We start from the raw sequence: 19,350 nt of genomic DNA on the forward strand, positions 1-19,350 counted from the left end.
ATGGTCTAATTTGCGCCCTGTTTGGTTAAGACTAGCGTCGTCCATTCACCAATCATTGACCGATCCATCGTATTGAACCCGTTTTGTGCATAAACCGATTCCACTTCGTCGGCCTGCTCGTTGAGGATTCCCGACAGGATCGCATGTCCGCCTCCGCGCAGATTCTGCGCGATCTCCGGCGCAAGGGCCACCAGCGGGCCCTTCAGAATGTTGGCAAAAATCAGATCGTAAGGCGCCGCCGCCTGGAGGTCAGGATGGTCAAATCCGGCAGCCTCGACACAAAGGACGGCCCCGGCCATGCCGTTGGCCTTCAGGTTGGCCTCGGCTACGTCGACGGCGACCTGATCAATGTCGCTGGCCAGGATGTCACCTTCCCAGACCCGCGCCGCCGCCATCGCCAGCACCGCCGTACCGCAGCCGATATCGGCGACCTTGCTGGCCTCGAACCCAGTCTCAATCAGCTTGTCCAGCGCCTTCAGACATCCCAGCGTCGTTCCGTGGTGCCCAGTACCAAAGGCCATCGCCGCTTCGATCAGCAGCGGAATGCGCCCCTCGGGCAGCTTGTCGGCATCGTGGCTGCCATAGACGAAAAACCGCCCGGCCTCGACCGGGGCCAGCTCGCGCCGGACATGGGCGACCCAGTCGGTTTCCGGCAGTTCCGACACCACGAAGGGCTTGGCTTCGAAGGCCGCCGCCAGCAGGGCCAGGGCGGCCTCGTCGGGGCTTTCGGTGAAATAGCCGCCGACCTCCCACAGGCCCGAGCCGTCCTCGACCTCGAAGACGCCCACGCCGGTGGGTTCGGGATCCAGACGCTCCATCGCTTCGCCCAGGCTTTCGGCCGCGGCTTTGCCTTTCAGGGTGGTCAGGGCGGTGAATGTGGGCATGGGAACCTCCTGCAGAAACCGCCTTTGCGCCTAGGGCCGTCAGCCGCCGAGGTCAAGCGTCCCGGGTGTCATTCGGCCGGCGCGGGGGCGTATTTCGAAAAGATGGTCTCGTTCCCCGGCTCGGGGTGACGCGGGATCAGCAGCGACAGCGCCAGAGAGATCAGCGCCATGCCCGCCGCCAGGCCGAACACCGCCCCGGGCGACACGACCCACAGCAGCCCCAGAAGCGCCGGCAGGAACACCGCCGCGATGTGGTTGATGGTAAAGGCCACCGCCGCGGTCGGGGCAATATCCGCCGGATCGGCGATTTTCTGGAAATAGGTCTTGAGCGCCAGAGCCAGCGCGAACAGCACGTGGTCGATCACGTAGAGAATGGCCGCCAGCAGCACGCCCCAGCCGAACCAGTAGATGCCGCCATAGGCCGCGAACACGATGGCAAGGCCCAGATATTCGAAGATCAGCGTGCGCCGCTCGCCAAACACCGCGACGGCCTTGCCCAGCAAAGGGGCGGCGGCCATGTTGATGATCAGGTTGATGAGGTACAGGCTGGTCAAGTGATGCACTTCGAAGCCAAAGCGTTCGACCATCATGAAGCCCGCGAACACGACGAAGATCTGCCGCCGCGCGCCAGCCATGAACTGCAGCGCATAATACAGCCAGTAGCGGCGGCGCAGCACGATTTTCTTGGTCTGCGGTGTCGGCGCATCGAATTGCGGATAGGCGATCAGACAGAACAGCGCCAGCACCGCGGTCAGCCCACCAGCCGCCATGAAGACCGTGTTGTAGGACAGATCGAACCGATCCCACGTCAGCACGATCAGGCCGTAGACCACCAGCGTCGAGGCCGACCCCATCGCCACCAGCCAGCCCAGCACCTGCGGGGCGCGGTCCTTGGGCAGCCATTGCAGCTGAAGCGACTGGTTCACCGTTTCGTAGTAGTGAAACCCGATCGAGCTGAACAGGGTCACGAACAGCAGCCCGCCGAGGCTGGGAAACCAGGCCGTCACTGCCGTTGCCACGCCCAGCAGCATCAGCGAAATCATGGCCAGCACCTGCTCGCGCACGAAAATTATCACCGCGATCACGCCCACGGCCAGAAAGCCCGGGATTTCTCGCACCGTGTGTAGCAGGCCGATGTCTGCCCCGTCGAAATCCGCGACTTCGATCACGAAGTTGTTCAGCAGTGCGCTCCATGCGTTGAAGGCGATCGGCATGGTCAGCGCCATCACGAACAGCAACGTGACGGGGCGGCGCCAGAACGGCAGGCTCTGGGCCTGGGACAGGGGCATCGGTTTCAGCATGAGAGTTCTCTACGCCCAATCCGCCCGGCTGGCGAGAGGAAATCCCCCGTGCACATGGGGTCTGCGCTGATGCAGAGTCAGTAGAAGCTCTGCGGGTCGATATCGACGGTCAGGCGGATGTCTCCCTTCAGGCGCAGAGGTGCGATCCAGCGGGCGATGGCGTCCTGGATCGGTGCCCCCTTGGGCGCCTTGACCAGCAGCCTTACCCGGTGCCGCCCGCGGATACGGGCAATCGGTGCCGGGGCAGGCCCAAAGACCTGTGCCCCGATCTGCCGCAGCGGCGCGTCATTGCGCGCCAATACGTTGCCGATGTCAAAGACGGGCCCGACCTCGGGGCCGGACAGCACGATCCCCGCCATCCGGCCATAAGGCGGCACCCCGGCCGCCTGACGCCCGGCGGCCTCGGCACGCCAGAACCCTTCCTCGTCCCCAGACAGGGTCGCGCGGATCACCGGGTGTTCGGGCTGAAAGGTCTGCAGCAGCGCCGTCCCCGGCTTGTCGGCCCGCCCGGCCCGGCCCGCCACCTGCCGCATCAGCTGAAAGGTCCGCTCGGCCGCGCGCAGATCGGACCCGTGCAGGCCCAGATCCGAGTCGATCACCCCGACCAGCGTAAGGTTCGGGAAATTATGCCCCTTGGCCACCAGCTGCGTACCGATGACGATATCTGCGTCGCCCTCAGCGATCTCTTCGATCTTGGCCTTCAGCGCCCGGGCCGAGCCGAACAGGTCGGAACTGAGCATGGCGATGCGGGCGTCTGGAAAGGTCGCCTCGGCCTCTTCGGCCAGACGTTCGATGCCGGGGCCGACCGGGGCCAGCTTGCCCTCGACCCCGCAGGCGGGGCAGGCCTCGGGCATTGGCTTGGTCTCGCCGCATTGGTGGCACATCAGGCGCTTAAGGAACCGGTGCTCGACCATGCGCGCATCGCAGTGGTCGCAGGCGATCTGTTCGCCGCAGGCCCGGCACAGCGTCACCGGCGCATATCCGCGGCGGTTGATGAACAGCAGCGACTGTTCGCCCTTTTCGATGCGCGCCTGCACCGCCTGGCGCAGGCTGGGGGAAATCCAGGTGCCCGGCTGCATCTCCTCGGCGCGCATGTCGATGGTCTTCATGTCCGGCAGCACCGCCGCCCCAAAGCGCGAGGTCAGGTCCAGCCGGTCGTACTTGCCGGCTTCGGCATTGGTCCAGCTTTCCAGCGACGGCGTGGCACTGGCCAAGATCACCCGCGACCCGCAGATCGCCGCCCGCAGCACCGCCATGTCGCGCGCATTGTAATGCACGCCGTCTTCCTGCTTGTACGAGGTGTCGTGTTCCTCATCCACCACGATCAGGCCCAGATCGCGGAACGGCAGAAACAGCGCCGACCGCGCGCCCACCACCATCTGCGCATCGCCCTGCCCGACCATGCGCCAGACCCGCCGGCGTTCAGTCATCGTGGCACCGGAATGCCATTCGGCCGGGCGCGCGCCGAACCGCTCCTCGACCCGCGTCAGAAACTCGGCGGTCAGGGCAATCTCGGGCAGCAGCACCAGCGCCTGCCGGCCCATCCGCAGTGCTTCGGCCACCGCTTCAAGGTAAACCTCGGTCTTGCCCGACCCGGTCACGCCCTTCAGCAGCGTGGTGCCGTAGGTTCCGCTGCGCAGTGCGGCCCGCAACGTGTCTGCGGCAGCGGTCTGGTCTGGGGTCAGCGCCTTGCCCGGCCGGTCCGGATCCAGCGTCGGATAAGGTAGGTCGCGCGGGCTGTCTTCCTCGCGCACGGCGCCCTGCTTGACCAACCCTTTGACGACCGATGAGGTGACCCCAGCCATCTCGGCCAGTTCCTTCAGGGTGAAGGCCAGCCCGCCATAGTCACGCAGCACCTCCAGCACCCGGGCCCGGGCATCGGTCATGCGGTCGGGCGTGCCGCTGCCCAGCCGATAGATCTTGCGCATCGACAGCGGGTCGCCCAGCCCGGGCGCGCGGGTGGCCAGCCGCAGCATCGCCGGCATCGGCGTCAGCGTGTAGTCGGCCGCGCGCTGCAGGAACAGGCGCATCTCTTCGCGCATGGGCGCCACGTCCAGTACCCGGATGACCGAGCGGATCTTGCTGCGGTCGAAATCACCGCGCCCCGCACCCCAAACCACGCCCAGAACCTTGCGCGGGCCCAGCGGCACCTCGACGAAGGCCCCCAGGAAACACCCCCCCTCGGGCGCCTTGTAATCCAACGTCCGGTCCAGTGGCTGGGTCGTCAGAACCGCCACCAGCTCACCTTGGTCGAAATGCACCGGGTCGCTCAATGCGCGCCTTTCTTCAGCAGGGGTTTCAGCACGGGTCTCTTTGAGGTAAAGGCATCCGCGAGCAAGGCCAACCCATCAAAGGACTGCCCCGATGAAATTCTTCGTAGACACAGCCGAAATCGACGCCATCGCCGAATTGAACGATCTGGGCATGGTGGACGGTGTCACCACCAACCCCTCGCTGATCCTGAAATCGGGTCGCGACATTCTGGAAGTGACCAAGGAAATCTGCGACCTGGTCGATGGCCCGGTTTCCGCCGAAGTCGTCGCCACCGAAGCCGAGGACATGATCGCCGAAGGCCGCAAGCTGGCGCAGATCGCACCGAACATCGCCGTCAAGGTGCCGCTGACCTGGGCCGGTCTGAAAACCTGCAAGACGCTCAGCGACGAAGGCCAGATGGTCAACGTCACCCTGTGCTTCTCGGTCAATCAGGCACTTCTGGCAGCCAAGGCCGGCGCGACCTTCATTTCGCCCTTCATCGGACGGCTGGACGACATCAACCTCGACGGTATGGACCTGATCGCCGACATCCGTCAGGTCTATGACAACTACGGGTTCGAAACCGAAATCCTCGCCGCCTCGATCCGCAGCGTGAACCATGTGGCCGACAGCGCCCGCATCGGCGCCGACGTGATCACCGCGCCGCCTGCCGTGATCAAGAAGCTGGCTGATCACCCGCTGACCGACAAGGGGCTCGAGGCCTTCCTGTCGGATTGGGCCAAGACCGGTCAGAAGATTCTGTGATCCATTGATCCCAAGTACAACCGCGCGGCCCCGTCCGGGGCCGCGCCTGGCCCAACTGCAGGGGGCTTGATCTTTGATCAAATGCCTGCAGGCGGGAGCCACGCCCCCACACACGGGGCCTAATCCACCTAAGCGTGCATTTTTCCCAAGGCATTTCCGGGCACCCGTGCTATAACGCCCCCAACAAAAAAAGACCGGACAGGATATGAGCAGCAATCCCAAACTCGAGGACAACCTCCGCGCCGCGATTCTGGCCGAGCCGGACGCCGTGCTGGACGACAAGGATCTGATGCAGGCGCTGGTCGCCGCGAACGAACGCGCCCGCGGAGACAACATCATCGACCTGCGCGGAATCGCCATGCAACGGCTTGAGGCACGGCTGGACCGGCTGGAGGACACACATCGCTCGGTCATCGCAGCCGCCTACGAGAACCTCGCCGGAACCAACCAAGTTCACCGCGCCATCCTGCGCCTTCTTGAGCCGACGGAATTCGAGGACTTCCTGCGCGTGCTGGGTACGGAAGTTGCCGAAATCCTCCGCGTCGACCGCATCACACTGGTCCTGGAAACAACGATGGTCCAGCAGGACCCAAGCATCGACCGGCTGGACGGTGTTCTGGCCGTGGCGGAACCGGGTTTCGTGCATTCCTACATGGACAACGCACCGAACCACCCCGCGCGTGAGGTTGTCCTGCGCGAAATTCGCCAGCCCAACCGCAGAGTGCACGGGGATCAGCTGGACCAGCTGCAATCTGAGGCATGTATGCAGCTGGATCTCGGCAAAGGGCGTCTGCCGGGCATGATTGTCATGGGGGCGCGCGACCCAAGGCACTTCTCGCCTCAATTGGGCACTGATCTGCTGGCCTTTTTTGCAGGCGTATTCGAACGGTCGATGCGCCACTGGCTGTCGTGAGCCTGATCTCTCCAGCCTGCCGCGATGCGTTGCAGTTGTGGCTGGAGGGGTTGACAGCTTTGGCGGGCCGTTCGGAAAACACCATCAATGCCTATCGCGGGGATGTCGCGGATTTCCTGTCTTTCATGACTTTGCATCACAGCGAACGGCAGGGGCTGGCGGCGCTCGAACGCATCACCATTTCGGACATGCGGGCCTGGATGGCACAGCAACGCGAATCCGGCGTCGGGGCGCGGTCGCTGGCGCGAAAACTGTCCGCCGTCAAAAGCTTCTATCGCTGGCTGGCCGAACGCGAGGGGTTCGAGCCCACCGCCGTCCTGTCCACCCGCGCCCCGAAATACACCAAGAAACTGCCGCGCCCGCTGGCCGAAGACGCCGCCCGCGCCATGATCGAGACGGTCGAGCTGCAATCCGGATCAGATTGGGTTGCCGCCCGCGACGTTGCAGTCGTGACCCTGCTGTATGGCTGCGGCCTTCGCATATCCGAAGCCCTGTCTCTGACCGGCGCGGATGCCCCGCTGCCCAACACGCTGAGAATTGTCGGCAAGGGTGACAAGGAAAGGATCGTTCCGGTCATCCCCGCCGCGCGCCAGGCGGTCGACCGATACCTTGAGTTGTGCCCACATCCCCAAAGCCCAACAGCCCCATTGTTCCGCGGCGTACGCGGCAAAGCCCTGAGTCCGAGGGCAATTCAGGGCGTCATGGCCAAAGCGCGTATGCAACTGGGTCTTCCGGCAACGGCCACTCCACACGCGATGCGGCACAGCTTTGCCACCCATCTTCTGTCGGCCGGCGGAGACCTCCGGGCCATTCAGGAACTGCTGGGTCACGCGTCCCTTTCGACCACACAGGCCTATACCGCCGTCGACTCCGCGCGCCTCATGGAGGTGTACAACCGCGCGCACCCCAAAGCCTGAGACGCGGCGGAATTGCAGCAACCGCATTTCGGCGCCGATACCGGGGGCTTTTTGCTTTGCATCTCGGGCGCGCATCGTACATGACACGGGTCATGACACTCAGATTCAAAGCCTTAGCCGTTCACCTGTTCACCGCGACCGGAGCCGTATTTGCGATGCTGGCCATGCTGGCCGCGGTCGAGGAAAAGTGGAGCCTGATGTTTCTGTGGCTGGTCGTTTCGTTCATCGTCGACGGAATCGACGGCCCCTTGGCCCGGCACTATCACGTCAAAAAGAACGCCCCCGAGTTCGACGGTGTTCTGCTGGATCTGATCATCGACTATCTGACCTACGTCTTCATTCCGGCCTATGCGTTGTTCAAATCCGGTCTGATGGACGGCTGGACCGGCTGGTTCGCGATCATCGTCATCACATTCGCCAGCGCGATGTATTTCGCTGACACGCGGATGAAGACCAAGGACAATTCCTTTTCCGGTTTTCCGGGCTGCTGGAACATGGTCGTGGTGGTGATCTTTGCGCTGAAGCCCGACTTCTGGTTCAGCCTCGTCCTTGTGGCGTTGCTGGCCGTTGCAATGTTTCTGCCCCTGAAATTCATTCACCCCGTGCGCACCGAACGCTGGCGCAACCTGTCCCTGCCCATGGCCTTCGCCTGGACTTTTTTTGCCGGATGGGCCGCTTGGGTGGATTTTCACCCGCAAAGCTGGGCGCATTGGGGTCTGGTGGTGACCAGCCTGTATCTGGTCTCGGCGGGGATCGCCCAGCAAATCATGCCGCCGAGCCGCGATTGAGACGCGGCCCGAACGGGCGAAAATCACAGATCAGAGAATTTCCCGGATCTCGAACTCGGTGCCATTATGGGTGAAGACGTCGCCCTTGCGCATTCCGGCCATGGCCAGATAGATCGGGCTTTGGGTTGAAATCCCCATATATGTTTCACCATCCACGTCGAACTTGGTGGTCGACACGCAGACGACGAAATGCCGATCGCCCAGCCAGACTACGGCGCCCGGCTGCACTGTATCCGTCAGGCTGAAATCGGTGTTTTCGATCACGTCAATCTTGGCATGATGCGCATGCACCGGCCCGTCAAACGCGGCGGCCAGATCTGCGCTTTCGCGCGATGCCGCGATATCATCCTTGTCGTGGCCTTCCCGGTCATCCAATTGGGACTCTTTCTGAAAGGCATCGTGGTGCGCCTGCGCCGTCGCCAACTCCTGTGCCTCCAACGCCATCAATTGGTCAATGATGGCCTTCTTCCGGGCGGCGGGGTCAATTTTCGCAGTCATGAATTGCAGTCCTTCGGGTTCGAAAACTGTCTCAGGTTGGGACGCTTTGCGAAAGATTGCAACCGGATTCCGGCGGTCAGATCAGCAGACTGGCAGCCCCCTCGTGACGCAACAGGGCAACCTTGCCCTCAACCCCGCCCTGCCCCGAGAACCCGCCAAGGCCGCTTGCCGCCAGAACGCGGTGACAGGGAATGATCACCGGAATCGGGTTGGCACCACAGGCCTGCCCGACAGCTTGCGCCGGACACCCAAGATCCTGCGCGATATCACCGTAAGTCCGCGTGTAACCGAAAGGAATCGCGGACATCAAGTCGCAGACCTGTTTCTGGAATTCGGGCCCAACGACACGCAGTGGCAAGTCGAACTTTTGCAACCGGCCCTCGGCATAGGCCCTGATCTGTGATGCCGCTTCGATCAGCAGCGGGGTCGTCTCACCCGTTGTGTGACCGTCCCACACCAGACTGGTAATGGCACCGTCCTCTTCTTCGACCCCGAGGCATCCGAACTGGGTTTCCACTGCAATCATCGGCATGGGCGCAGAGTTTCAGATCGGCGGCTGCGTCGCAAGCCGCAAGAAAACCCCCGCGCGATGGCGGGGGTTTCAGGGATCATTTTCAGCTCAGCGCCGTATCGCATCGGCCACAGACGCCGGGGTGGGCGTGGCGTCCCACATCCGGCAGGATCTTCCAGCAGCGCTGGCACTTGGCCCCTTCGGCCTTTTCGAACACGACACCGACGCCCTCGATCTCGGGCAGGCGGAACGCCTCGGCCGGGGCGGGGTCGGCGGTGACGGTCAGGCCCGAGGTGATGCACAGGTCATCTACGTCGAAGGTCGCCAGCAGGTCGCGGGTTTCCGCATCCTCGACATGCACGATCGGCGCGGCTTCGAGGCTGGAGCCGATGACCTTGTCGCGGCGCTGCACTTCCAGCGCGGCGGTCACCGCACGGCGTACACGGCGGATCTTGGCCATGTTCGCCTCGAGCCCGGTGTCGCGCCAATCGGCAGGCGTGTCGGGGAAGTCGACCAGATGCACCGAGCCGTCCTCGCCCGGGAACCGCTCGAGCCAGACCTCTTCCATCGTGAAGACCAGAATCGGCGCCAGCCAGGTAGTCAGACGGTGGAACAGGATGTCCAGCACCGTGCGCGCGGCCCGGCGGCGCGGGGTGTCCCCGTCGCAATACAGCGCATCCTTGCGCACGTCGAAATAGAAGGCCGACAGGTCAACGGTGGCAAAGTTGAACACCGCGCTGAACACGCCCTGGAAGTCGAACGCAGCATAGCCCTTGCGGACCTGCTCGTCCAACTCGGCCAGGCGGCTGAGCACCCAGCGTTCCAGACGCGGCATCTCTGCCGGGTCGATCCGGTCGGCCTCGGTGAAATCGGCCAGCGAGCCCAGCATGAAGCGCATCGTGTTGCGCAGCCGGCGATAGCTGTCGGCGACCCCTTTCAGAATTTCCGGCCCGATCCGCTGGTCGGCGGTATAGTCGGTCTGGGCCACCCACAGGCGCAGGATGTCGGCACCGTATTGCTTGACGACCTCTTCCGGCACGATGGTATTGCCGAGCGATTTGGACATCTTGTTGCCCTTCTCGTCCAGCGTGAACCCGTGCGTGACCACGTTGCGATACGGCGCACGGCCGATCGTGCCGCAGGCTTGCAGCATCGAGGAATGGAACCATCCGCGGTGCTGGTCGGTGCCCTCCATGTAGACATCGGCAATGCCGTCGTCAGTGCCATCCTCACGGTCGCGCAGAACGAACGCATGGGTCGAGCCCGAGTCGAACCACACATCCAGTACGTCGAAGACCTGGTCATAGTCGTCGGGGTTCACGATGCCATCCAGCACCTGCTGTTTGAACCCGTCAGTGTACCAGACGTCGGCACCGTGTTCTTCGAACGCGGCCTTGATGCGGGTGTTCACTTCCGCGTTGCGCAGCAGATAGTCAGGGTCGGTGGGCAGAGCGCCCTTCTTGGTGAAGCACGTGAGTGGCACACCCCAAGCACGCTGGCGCGACAGAACCCAGTCGGGGCGTGCCTCGATCATCGAATACAGGCGGTTGCGGCCTGACGGCGGCGTCCATTTCACCAGCTCGTCGATCGAGCGCAGGGCGCGTTCGCGGATAGTGCCGCCCATTTCGTCCATGCCGTCGTCCAGCTTGCGGTCGACGGACACGAACCATTGCGGCGTGTTGCGATAGATGATCGGCGCCTTGGACCGCCACGAATGCGGATAGCTGTGTTTGATCTTGCCACGCGCCAGCAACCCGCCGACCTCGGCCAGCTTGTCGATCACGGCCTTGTTCGCGTCGCCCTCGCCGCCCTTGCGCGACAGGATGTACTTGCCGCCGAAGAACGGCATGTCAGCGCGGAAGCTGCCGTCGTCCATCACGTTGTAAGTGATGACCTGCTCGAGCATGCCCAGATCGCGGTACAGCTCGAACTCCTCCATCCCGTGCGAGGGCGCGCAATGGACGAAACCGGTGCCTTCGGTATCGGTCACGAAATCGGCCGCGCGGAAATCGCGGATGTCATCCCATTCGCCGTTGGACCCTTCGGCCCCTGCCAGCGGGTGCTGCAGCTGGATCTTGGCCAGATCGTCCTGGGTGACGTCACACAGGCGGCGGTACATGGTGTCGTCCAGTCGCGCCCGCGCGAACACGTCGGCGGCCAAGTTGTCGGCCAGCAGGTACCGGTCACCGATCCGGGCCCAGCATTCCTCGGGGCGGCCGGTCACTTCGTACAGCCCGTACGAGATGTCCTTGCCATAGACCACGGCCTTGTTCGACGGCATGGTCCAGGGCGTCGTGGTCCAGATCACCACATAGGCGTTGTCCAGCGTGGTGTCGCCGGTGTTCACCACCTTGAACTTCACCCAGATGGTGAAGCTTTCCTTGTCGTGATACTCGACCTCGGCCTCGGCCAGGGCGGTCTTTTCGATCGGCGACCACATCACCGGTTTCGAGCCCTGATACAGCGTGCCGTTCATCAGGAACTTCATGAACTCGTCCGCGATCACCGCCTCGGCGTGATAGTCCATGGTGACGTAGGGATCGGCCCAGTTGCCAGTGATACCCAGGCGCTTGAACTCCTCGCGCTGGATGTCGATCCAGCCGTCGGCGAACTTGCGGCATTCCTGGCGGAAGTCGATGACCGGAACTTCGTCCTTGTTCTTGCCCTTCTTGCGGTACTGTTCCTCGATCTTCCATTCGATCGGCAGGCCGTGACAGTCCCAGCCGGGCACATAGCGCGCGTCAAAGCCCATCATCTGATGCGACCGCACGATCATGTCCTTGATCGTCTTGTTCAGCGCGTGGCCGATATGCAGGTGCCCGTTGGCATAGGGCGGGCCGTCATGCAGCGTGAAGGGCTTGCGCCCCTGTTTGTCCCGCAGGCGGTCATAGACGCCGATCTTCTCCCAGCGGTCCAGCCATGCGGGCTCGCGCTTGGGCAGGCCGGCGCGCATGGGGAATTCGGTTCGGGGCAGGTTCAGCGTGTCTTTGTAGTCGGGTGTCTGGGTCGTGTCGGCGCACATGGAGAGGCGTCCCTTGGATGATCTTGGCGTGTTTGGATCGAAGCGGTCGGTGCGATGAACTCAAGCACCTTTGCCCGGCGTCTCGGAAACTCAGAGCGCCGGGGAAATAATTCGAATGATAATGGCCAGAACGTCTTGCATGGCCGGGCTTATAGGCCGGTTGCGCCTATTGGTCCAGAGCTTCCGGCCCCTGCGGCGAATGGCGCAGCTTGGCCCAGCGGTTCAGCCATGCCAGACCCGCCAGCGCCAGCCCCAGCGCCAGCAGCGAAAACACCCGGATCAGACCGCCCAGCCCCGAGATGTCGATCAGGAACACCTTGGCCACCGCCAGCCCGATCACCGCCAGCCCGGCCTTGCGCATCAGGTCCGACCGACGCGCCAGCGACTGATAGAACAGCGCCGCGCCGATCACCAGCAGGGCGAGCGTGTAAGTATAGAGCTCAGGCTGGGATACGCCGTTGCCTTCATACATCCCTGCCGCGCCCTGCCAGAAATGCCGGATGGTCAGGCCCAGCCACAAGGCGCCCAGCGCAATGGTCACCCCCTGACAGGCCAGCCGCAACTGCGCCGGCATCGTGGGGATCCGCCACGCGGACAGGCCGATGACGAGGGCCGGCAGCAGATAGGCAATGGCCAGCGTGTTCACGATCGGAGGCCCCAGAACAGGATCTGCCCCAAAACGCAAAACAGGGTTGGCCACTGTCGCAGCCAGCGCCAGCCACAACAGGCCATGCGCGGCAAAGAACACGCCCAGTGCGACCCGAACCCAGTTCAGCCGCCCGCCCAGCGCAAACCGCTGCACCTGCGCAAAGGCCAGCAGCAGCCAAATGGCCGACAGCAGGCCCAGCCCCCAATGGCTGTCGTCGGCACCGCCCTCGCCGAGCCCTTCCAACCAGCGCAGCAGCAGCAGAGACAAAAGAACGCCGCCCGTCGCCCAAGCCGCGCTGTCCAACATGACATTGGCGACCGGGCGGTCCAGGGGGCGCAGCATCCACCATGCGGCAAGATAGCCTGCAACCGCAGCCCCATAGACCAGCGCCATTTCCGGAACCGGCGCGTGCAGCGCCCAGTCCAGACCCGGGTTCAGGATCAGCCGGAACGTGACGGTGACGACTCCGGCCCAGATGAACCAGCTCATCGGTGGCAGGTTGAACCGCCGGTCCAGCGCCGCCGCCGCGATGATCGTGACCACGAAAGCGATGGTCAGCGCCGCCGAGCTGAGCACGATCACGCAGCCGAAGGTCAGGCAGGACAAGGCCGACAGCGTGGCCAAAGCCGGACGCATCCGGGCCTCGCTATCCACGCGCGCAAAGCGCTCGGCCAGTACCACCATCAGCGCCGCAAGCGCGACCGCATGCAGGGCCCAGGGGTAGGCTCCGATCACGCTGGCCGGGCGCCAGCCAAGCTCAAGCGCGATGGCCAGCGCCGGGGCGTACAGCGCGGCGGCACCGGCCCAGACCAGCGGGTACCGCCCACCCCGGAACGACCGCCATGCCGCCAGAAGTGAGATCACCGCGCCCAACGCAACCAGCCAGGTCACGGCCAACGGAAAAGCGGCCTCGGGCGTTTCGGAATAGGTCTGCCAGAACCCACGCGCCACCGCGCCGCCATCAAACCCGTGCGTGAACACGAAACCACCCAGCCCAAGGGCAGGCAGCGCGGTCATGTCCTGCAGGGCCGGCGCGTCCTTGGCCCAGATCAGCAGGGCGAGCGTCAGCCCCGCCAGCAGGATCACACCCAGCCAGAACTCACCGCTCGTATCCGCCCATTGCAGCGCCAGAATGGCCGAGCTTGCCAGCACCGCCACAAAGGCCAGGCGCGTCGGAAATTCGGGCCACGGACCACTGGTTTTTCTGACTAGGAGTTCGCTGAACATCGCGCCGTCGTGATCGGGCCAGATCCGGCGCACGGGAATGGCAATGGCGATCACGGCAACGGCGGCCACGTAGACGAGGAAAGCCGGTTCCGTGATCGGCGAACCCGTCACCAGCAAAAGGCCCGCTAAATAGGCGCCCACCAGCGACAGCACCGACACCCAGGCCCAGCGCCGCACCGTGTCGATCCCAAGCCCCAGCCCGGTGATCACGAAGAAATATCCGTACAGCCAAGACGGGTCAGCCGAATCGCCACCCACGACGAAAGGTGCAGCAAAGGCTCCGATCAACCCGATCGCCGCCAGCAGCGGGCCGTGGAACCAGCCCAGAACCAGCCCGACAAGAGCGATGGCGATCATGCCCGCCAAGGCCGCCTCGGGGCCGATCAGGTCATAGAGCTGGCGCGCCGCCAGAACGCCGCCAAACAGCGTGACCAGCCCCGCGCCGGAAAACACCGAAGGCAGATAGGCAGTCGCCGAGGACTCGTCATCGCCGTATCGGCGCCGGACGACCTCTCCGGCCACGATCAGCAGCGCGCCGAAACCCAAGGCCGCCAACACGCGCGCGGTGGGCGGCAGCAACCCGTTTTCGACCCCGTATTGCACCAGAAAAATCCCCGCCAGCGCCAGCGACAGGGCGGAAACGGCATAGAACCAGTTCTCGCGCAGCCACGCGCCCAGATCGTCGAACCGTTCGGCGCGGAACACAACCGCGGCCGGAGGCGATGCACTCTCAGTAACAGTTGCCGATTCTTCAGCGTCAGGCCGTTGGTCCGGCGTCGGTGGGCTTTCCTGTTTCGGCGGGCCCCAAGGGGCCGGTCGCGGTTCAGGCGTCGGTGCTTCGATTGGCGCGGACTGCGTCTGTGGTGGCCGCTCCGCGTCCGGTTGCGGCCCGGCACCCAACCGACTCTCCAACTGCTCGACCCGCCGCCGCAGACGGGCATGGCCGACCAGCAAGACGACAATAGATACCGGCATCGCCAAAACGACCAAGCCAACAAGAACAAGCAGAGATTCCAAACCGCACCTCCGGGCAACTCTGCATTACAGGCTATCCTGTGCAGGCGCGGTAAGACAGTCGGGAAATCCCGAATGGTTTCAGCCTGTTGCGATCTGACGCCAGTGATCTAGGGATGGAACATGGACCCGACGAGATAGGCAATTGCGGCCGCCGCACCACCGATCGCCAGCGTCTCAAGCCCCGAGCGCCACCAGGGCGCCAGCGACCACCGGCTTTTCATCGCGCCGATGGCAAAGAACACGCCCAGTGTCATCAGGACCGAGGCTGGAAACGCGCCCTCGACACCCAACAGGAACGGCACGAGCGGAACCATGCCGGCCACGACAAAGGCCGCGAAGGTGGCCGCGGCGGCCTTGAGCGGATGCGGATCGACGCTGCCCAGCCCGTATTCTCCCTCGATCATCAGGTTGATCCAGGTATCCTGATCGGCGGTGATCGCATCGGTTGCCTGTTCCAACACCCGGCCCGACAAGCCCTTGCGGGACAGGATCTCCAGCACCTCGCCGCGCTCGCCGTCGGGGTAGAGGCGGATGTGGCGCTCTTCGATGGCGCGGATCCGTCGGATATTGTCCAGCTCGGCCTTGGTCCCCGAGTAGTTGCCCGCCGCCATCGAGAACCCGTCGGCCAGAACGTTGGCCAAGCCCAAGGCCACGATGACGAAGGGCGACAGCCCGGCCCCGGCCACGCCCGCCACGATGGCCAGCGTGGTCACCGAACCGTCGATCCCGCCATAGACCACGTCACGCAGAAACCCGCGCCCGGGCGGGGCGTCGATCCGGTCTGCGATTTCCTGTTGGCTGTGGCCGTGATCCGCCATGGCTGGTCTCCCTTCCGGGAGATTGTGCCCTGCGCAGCGGCCCGTTGGCTTTGCGGCAGATCAACCCTTGGAAAACAGCCCGCTCAGCGCGCGCGAGATCATGCCGCGGGTCGACGGCCTGTGGCGGTCCGAGAAGGGCAGCGGTCGGCAGACCTCCATCGCGGCCACGCCGACGCGGGCGCTGAGGGCGCCGTTGACCAGCCCCTCGCCAAAGCGGCGCGACAGCTTGCTGAGGACCGACCCGCCCAGAACCGGTTCGAGCAGGTCGTCACCCACGGCCACCGCGCCCGTGGCCACCAGGTGAACGAACACCGCGCGGGTCAACCGCCAGCCCCCCAGAAACCCGGCCCGCCCGCCATAGATTTCGGCAATCCGGCGGATCATCCGCAACGAGGCCAGCAGCGCCGTCGCCACATCGGCCAGCGCCAGCGGCACCAGCGCCGTCACCGTCGCGACCTGGCGCGCGGCGGCCTCGACCTCGCGGCTGGCGGCGGCGTCGAGCGGGGCCAGCAATTCATCCTCGACCAGTCCCAGCAGGCCCGAAGCGTCGAACTGGTCCTCGATCCGTTCGACCAGACGGTCGCGGCCCCAGCGCGTATCCTCGCGCCCGCGATAGAACGCGATCAGGCGCTGCGTCACGGCCCGGGCCTGCGCCAGATCGGCATCGGCCAGCGCGGCATCGGCGGCGCGGCGCATCCCGTCCACCCGCGACAGCCGGCCCAGCGCGGCCAGTTCGCGCAGCGCGATCAGCAGGGCCACCAGCACCAGCGCGCAGATCAGGCCGGTCACGATCCAGCCCAGCACCGGCACGCTGGCGATCAACGAGGTGGCGAAATTCCATGCGACGACAGAGACCGCCGCCCCCACGACCGCAACCGCCAGCCCCCAAAACCACCGCCCAAGAACCGACGGCTTGCGCGCGGCCAGGCGGGCCGCGGCCTGCATCGCCTGCCCCTGGGGCGGCGCGATATCCGGTACCGGCGCGGCCTTCGACACGTCGGCGGCCGGGGCATCCTCGTCAAGCTCGATCAGAACCGGACCCTTGGCCATGCGTCACTCCTTTTTCCGCCATACGAACCGAATGTCCGGCAGTTGTTCATCATTGTCGGCCCCGTCGCTGCGGGCCACTTCGACAAAGCCGTGCCGTTCGTAGAACCGGCACGCGCCCGTGTTGGCCTGAAACGCATACAGCGCCAGTTCTCGGCGACCTGCCTTGGCGCTGTCCAGCAGTTGTGTGCCGATCCCCTGATTCCGCGCAGGGGGACTCAGGTACAGGCAATGAACCTCGGTTCCGTCCACGGCCAAAAAGCCTGCGAGCTTGCCGCCCTGTTCGGCAACCGTGACCCATCCTTTGTCGATCATCTGCCCACAAAAAGCGATGGCTTCAGCCCCGGAATGCAGCTCGGGCATCCAGTCGTTTTCGCGTGCAAAGCCGTGCAGGATCTCTCCGACCGCCCCGGCGTCGAGGCTGCGCGCGGGCCTTAGGGTGACAGTCACAGCCGGTCTCCGATCAGGAACTGCGCGGCGCGGTCCAGCCGGATATGCGGCGGGCCGTCACCGGGGCGCAGCGACAGATGCGCCGGGGCAAAGGTCATGAACCCGTACTCCTCGCCCAACCAGGTGTCGGCCCCTTTGCGCGCAGGGCCCAGCAGATGGGCGGGATCTTCGGGCAGCTCTCCGGGGTAGAAGGCCGCCTGTTTTCCATTCTCCAAAGTACCGCGCACGCAGGGCAGTTCGACGCCGTTGTGATTGCGGATCTCTTCGGTCGTCACGCGCAGCGCGGCGATGGACATGGCGGCGGTTTCGGCCCCGGCGAACCTGGCGCGGTCGCGCGCCTCGCGGGTCAGGGCCTCCATGATCGCGGTCAGGCGCGGGTGCTGCAGGTGGTGCAGGTGATCGGCCTTGGTGGCCGCGAACAGGATGCGTTCGACCCGCTTGCCCAGCAACATCTGGCTGAGCCACGCATTGCGGCCGGGCCGGAAGGCCGACAGGATGTCGCCCATGGCGCGGCGCATGTCCTCGACCGCCTGCGGACCCTTGTGGATCGCGCCCAACGCGTCCACCAGCACCACCTGCCGGTCGATCCGCGCGAAATGATCCCGGAAAAAGGGCTTCACCACCTGCGATTTGTAGGCCTCGAACCGGCGCTCCATCTCGCGGTGCAGGCTGCGGCGGCGCGCGGCGCTCTCGACCGGCAACGGCGCAAAGGTCAGCACCGGCGACCCGGCCAGATCGCCCGGCAGCAGGAACCGGCCCGGCGTGCAGTCATAAAACCCCGCATCCCGCGCGGCAGTCAGATAGTCGGCAAAGCCCCGCGCCAGGGCCTGCGCGGTGGGTTCATCATGGGGGTCGGCCGGATCAACGGATTTGATCTGGGCCAGGAAATCGGCCGCGGCCGGACGCTGCGCGATCCGCTCCAACGTTTCGCGCGACCAGTCGTCATAGGTTTTTTCGAGCAGTGCCAGATCCAGCAGCCATTCGCCGGGATAGTCGACGATGTCCAGATGCACGGTGCGTGGCCCCTGCAGGCCAGCCAGCAGCCCGGCAGGGCGGACCTTGAACGACAGGCGCAGCTCGGACACGGCGCGGGTGCTGTCGGGCCAATGGGGCTGAGGCCCGGTCAGTGCCGACAGGTGCGATTCATAATCGAACCGGGGCACTGTGTCGTCGGGCTGCGGCTGCAGGTAGGCGGCGTTGATGCGCCCCTCCTGTTGGGCGACCAGGCCGGGCATCCTCCCCCGGTCCAGCAGGTTGGCCACCAGCGACGTGATGAACACCGTCTTGCCCGACCGCGCAAGACCGGTGACGCCCAGCCGCACGACCGGTTCGAAAAACGTCTCGGACACGCGGTCGCCGACGGATTCGACGCCGCGCACAAGACTGTCTGCCAGTGATGAGATGACCAAACCGCCGCCCCGCATTTCTTGTTTGTCCCAAGATAGGTAGCCGCTGCCCCGGTTGCCAGCGCTTTTGCCGCCTGCCCTTGCCCGGGCGCCTCCGGCAGGGTACCAGCAGCCCATGCCCAGATACGCGTTGAAAGTCGAATACCAAGGTGAGCCGTTTGCCGGATGGCAGCGGCAGAAGGATCTGCCCTCGGTCCAGGGCGCCATCGAAGCGGCGTTGTCGAAACTACAGCCCGGGTCACACACGATCGCGGCCGCCGGGCGCACGGATGCGGGCGTTCACGCGCTGGGGCAAGTGGCCCATTGCGACCTGGAAAAAGATTGGGACCCGTTCCGCCTGTCCGAGGCGCTGAACTATCACCTCAAGCCGTTGCCGGTGGCGATTCTCAAGGCCGCGCGGGTGGCGGATGACTGGCATGCGCGGTTCTCGGCCATCGAGCGGCAGTACCTGTTCCGCATACTGATCCGCCGTGCGCCCGCGACCCATGACAAGGGCCAGGTCTGGCAGATCGGGCATCCGCTGGATGTCGCCGCGATGCAGGCTGGGGCCGACATGTTGATCGGGCGGCACGATTTCACCACCTTCCGGTCCTCGATCTGCCAGGCGGCCAGCCCGGTCAAGACGCTGGACGAGCTGCGCGTCGAACAGGTTCCGGGCTTTTCCGGCCCCGAGGTGCATTTCCACGTCCGCGCCCGGTCCTTCCTGCACAACCAGGTGCGCAGTTTCGTCGGCACGCTCGAACGGGTCGGCGCGGGCGCCTGGACACCGCAGGACGTGCGCGATGCGCTCGAGGCTGCCGACCGCGCGGCCTGCGGGCCGGTCTGCCCTCCGCAAGGTTTGTACCTGGCCCGGGTGGGCTACCCCGATCCTGTTTTCGACTGAC

16 protein-coding genes are annotated in these 19,350 nt (G+C 64.9%); 5 read left to right on the top strand and 11 right to left on the bottom strand.

Features of this window, described 5'->3' with window-relative positions; all coding sequences use genetic code 11:
* Positions 1-5: 5 nt before the first annotated feature.
* The 3 genes from ACR0MM_RS06825 to ACR0MM_RS06835 form a co-directional block, all read right to left on the bottom strand.
* A complete protein-coding gene (locus ACR0MM_RS06825) occupies positions 6-884 on the bottom strand; it encodes a 50S ribosomal protein L11 methyltransferase (protein WP_480695143.1) in 879 nt (292 codons plus the stop codon).
* Between the two features lie 68 nt (positions 885-952).
* Positions 953-2,185 (bottom strand): MFS transporter, encoded by a 1,233-nt coding sequence (locus tag ACR0MM_RS06830; protein ID WP_170337866.1) that lies wholly within the window; start codon positions 2,183-2,185, stop codon positions 953-955.
* 77 nt (positions 2,186-2,262) lie between these two features.
* Positions 2,263-4,458, bottom strand: a complete 2,196-nt coding sequence (locus ACR0MM_RS06835; RefSeq protein WP_480695145.1) for a primosomal protein N' — start codon at positions 4,456-4,458, stop codon at positions 2,263-2,265.
* 91 nt (positions 4,459-4,549) lie between these two features.
* Here ACR0MM_RS06835 and fsa point away from each other — a divergent pair, with 91 nt between their 5' ends.
* The 4 genes from fsa to ACR0MM_RS06855 all read left to right on the top strand — a co-directional run bounded on the left by fsa (position 4,550) and on the right by ACR0MM_RS06855 (position 7,821).
* Complete coding sequence (fsa, locus tag ACR0MM_RS06840) at positions 4,550-5,203, top strand: fructose-6-phosphate aldolase (RefSeq protein WP_170337507.1); 654 nt, start codon at positions 4,550-4,552, stop codon at positions 5,201-5,203.
* Between the two features lie 205 nt (positions 5,204-5,408).
* Complete coding sequence (locus ACR0MM_RS06845; protein ID WP_170362898.1) at positions 5,409-6,116, top strand: DUF484 family protein; 708 nt, start codon at positions 5,409-5,411, stop codon at positions 6,114-6,116.
* The gene (locus tag ACR0MM_RS06850) at positions 6,113-7,033 is read left to right on the top strand and encodes a tyrosine recombinase XerC (RefSeq protein ID WP_480695147.1); all 921 of its coding nucleotides are present in this window, start codon (positions 6,113-6,115) and stop codon (positions 7,031-7,033) included. The genes ACR0MM_RS06845 and ACR0MM_RS06850 overlap by 4 nt, the downstream gene beginning before the upstream one ends.
* A 92-nt stretch (positions 7,034-7,125) precedes the next feature.
* Positions 7,126-7,821 (top strand): CDP-alcohol phosphatidyltransferase family protein, encoded by a 696-nt coding sequence (locus ACR0MM_RS06855; protein ID WP_093962794.1) that lies wholly within the window; start codon positions 7,126-7,128, stop codon positions 7,819-7,821.
* Positions 7,822-7,851: 30 nt separating this feature from the next.
* On the opposite strand, the gene ACR0MM_RS06860 is transcribed toward ACR0MM_RS06855, so the two are convergent.
* The 8 genes from ACR0MM_RS06860 to ACR0MM_RS06895 all read right to left on the bottom strand — a co-directional run bounded on the left by ACR0MM_RS06860 (position 7,852) and on the right by ACR0MM_RS06895 (position 18,469).
* The gene (locus ACR0MM_RS06860) at positions 7,852-8,319 is read right to left on the bottom strand and encodes a hypothetical protein (RefSeq protein ID WP_170337856.1); all 468 of its coding nucleotides are present in this window, start codon (positions 8,317-8,319) and stop codon (positions 7,852-7,854) included.
* 76 nt (positions 8,320-8,395) lie between these two features.
* On the bottom strand, positions 8,396-8,851 hold the full coding sequence (locus ACR0MM_RS06865; protein ID WP_480695149.1) for a methylated-DNA--[protein]-cysteine S-methyltransferase: 456 nt from the start codon (positions 8,849-8,851) through the stop codon (positions 8,396-8,398).
* An 82-nt stretch (positions 8,852-8,933) separates the two neighbouring features.
* A complete protein-coding gene (ileS, locus tag ACR0MM_RS06870; RefSeq protein WP_480695151.1) occupies positions 8,934-11,852 on the bottom strand; it encodes an isoleucine--tRNA ligase in 2,919 nt (972 codons plus the stop codon).
* A gap of 166 nt (positions 11,853-12,018) precedes the next feature.
* Positions 12,019-14,433: a DUF2339 domain-containing protein gene (locus ACR0MM_RS06875; RefSeq protein ID WP_480695153.1), complete on the bottom strand. Its 2,415-nt coding sequence runs from the start codon at positions 14,431-14,433 to the stop codon at positions 12,019-12,021.
* A gap of 419 nt (positions 14,434-14,852) precedes the next feature.
* Positions 14,853-15,563 (bottom strand): VIT1/CCC1 transporter family protein, encoded by a 711-nt coding sequence (locus tag ACR0MM_RS06880; RefSeq protein WP_170366677.1) that lies wholly within the window; start codon positions 15,561-15,563, stop codon positions 14,853-14,855.
* A gap of 60 nt (positions 15,564-15,623) precedes the next feature.
* Positions 15,624-16,613 (bottom strand): YcjF family protein, encoded by a 990-nt coding sequence (locus tag ACR0MM_RS06885; RefSeq protein WP_170435348.1) that lies wholly within the window; start codon positions 16,611-16,613, stop codon positions 15,624-15,626.
* Between the two features lie 3 nt (positions 16,614-16,616).
* Positions 16,617-17,060, bottom strand: coding sequence for an N-acetyltransferase family protein (locus ACR0MM_RS06890; RefSeq protein ID WP_480695155.1), 444 nt, complete (start codon positions 17,058-17,060; stop codon positions 16,617-16,619).
* A complete protein-coding gene (locus ACR0MM_RS06895; protein WP_480695352.1) occupies positions 17,057-18,469 on the bottom strand; it encodes a YcjX family GTP-binding protein in 1,413 nt (470 codons plus the stop codon). Before ACR0MM_RS06895 ends, ACR0MM_RS06890 begins: the two co-directional genes overlap by 4 nt.
* A gap of 112 nt (positions 18,470-18,581) precedes the next feature.
* Here ACR0MM_RS06895 and truA point away from each other — a divergent pair, with 112 nt between their 5' ends.
* The gene (gene truA / locus ACR0MM_RS06900; protein WP_170358129.1) at positions 18,582-19,349 is read left to right on the top strand and encodes a tRNA pseudouridine(38-40) synthase TruA; all 768 of its coding nucleotides are present in this window, start codon (positions 18,582-18,584) and stop codon (positions 19,347-19,349) included.
* Position 19,350 lies beyond the last annotated feature (1 nt).

Source organism: Ruegeria sp. BC6, assembly GCF_056539185.1.

Bases quoted from the DNA above. Each gene is read 5' to 3' on its own strand.
- ACR0MM_RS06855 (WP_093962794.1), top strand. From the start codon at position 7,126: ATGACACTCAGATTCAAAGCCTTAGCCGTTCACCTGTTCACCGCGACC.
- ACR0MM_RS06865 (WP_480695149.1), bottom strand. From the start codon at position 8,851: ATGCCGATGATTGCAGTGGAAACCCAGTTCGGATGCCTCGGGGTCGAA.
- truA (WP_170358129.1), top strand. From the start codon at position 18,582: ATGCCCAGATACGCGTTGAAAGTCGAATACCAAGGTGAGCCGTTTGCC.
- ACR0MM_RS06860 (WP_170337856.1), bottom strand. From the start codon at position 8,319: ATGACTGCGAAAATTGACCCCGCCGCCCGGAAGAAGGCCATCATTGAC.
- fsa (WP_170337507.1), top strand. From the start codon at position 4,550: ATGAAATTCTTCGTAGACACAGCCGAAATCGACGCCATCGCCGAATTG.
- ACR0MM_RS06880 (WP_170366677.1), bottom strand. From the start codon at position 15,563: ATGGCGGATCACGGCCACAGCCAACAGGAAATCGCAGACCGGATCGAC.
- ACR0MM_RS06830 (WP_170337866.1), bottom strand. From the start codon at position 2,185: ATGCTGAAACCGATGCCCCTGTCCCAGGCCCAGAGCCTGCCGTTCTGG.
- ACR0MM_RS06885 (WP_170435348.1), bottom strand. From the start codon at position 16,613: ATGGCCAAGGGTCCGGTTCTGATCGAGCTTGACGAGGATGCCCCGGCC.
- ACR0MM_RS06825 (WP_480695143.1), bottom strand. From the start codon at position 884: ATGCCCACATTCACCGCCCTGACCACCCTGAAAGGCAAAGCCGCGGCC.
- ACR0MM_RS06845 (WP_170362898.1), top strand. From the start codon at position 5,409: ATGAGCAGCAATCCCAAACTCGAGGACAACCTCCGCGCCGCGATTCTG.
- ileS (WP_480695151.1), bottom strand. From the start codon at position 11,852: ATGTGCGCCGACACGACCCAGACACCCGACTACAAAGACACGCTGAAC.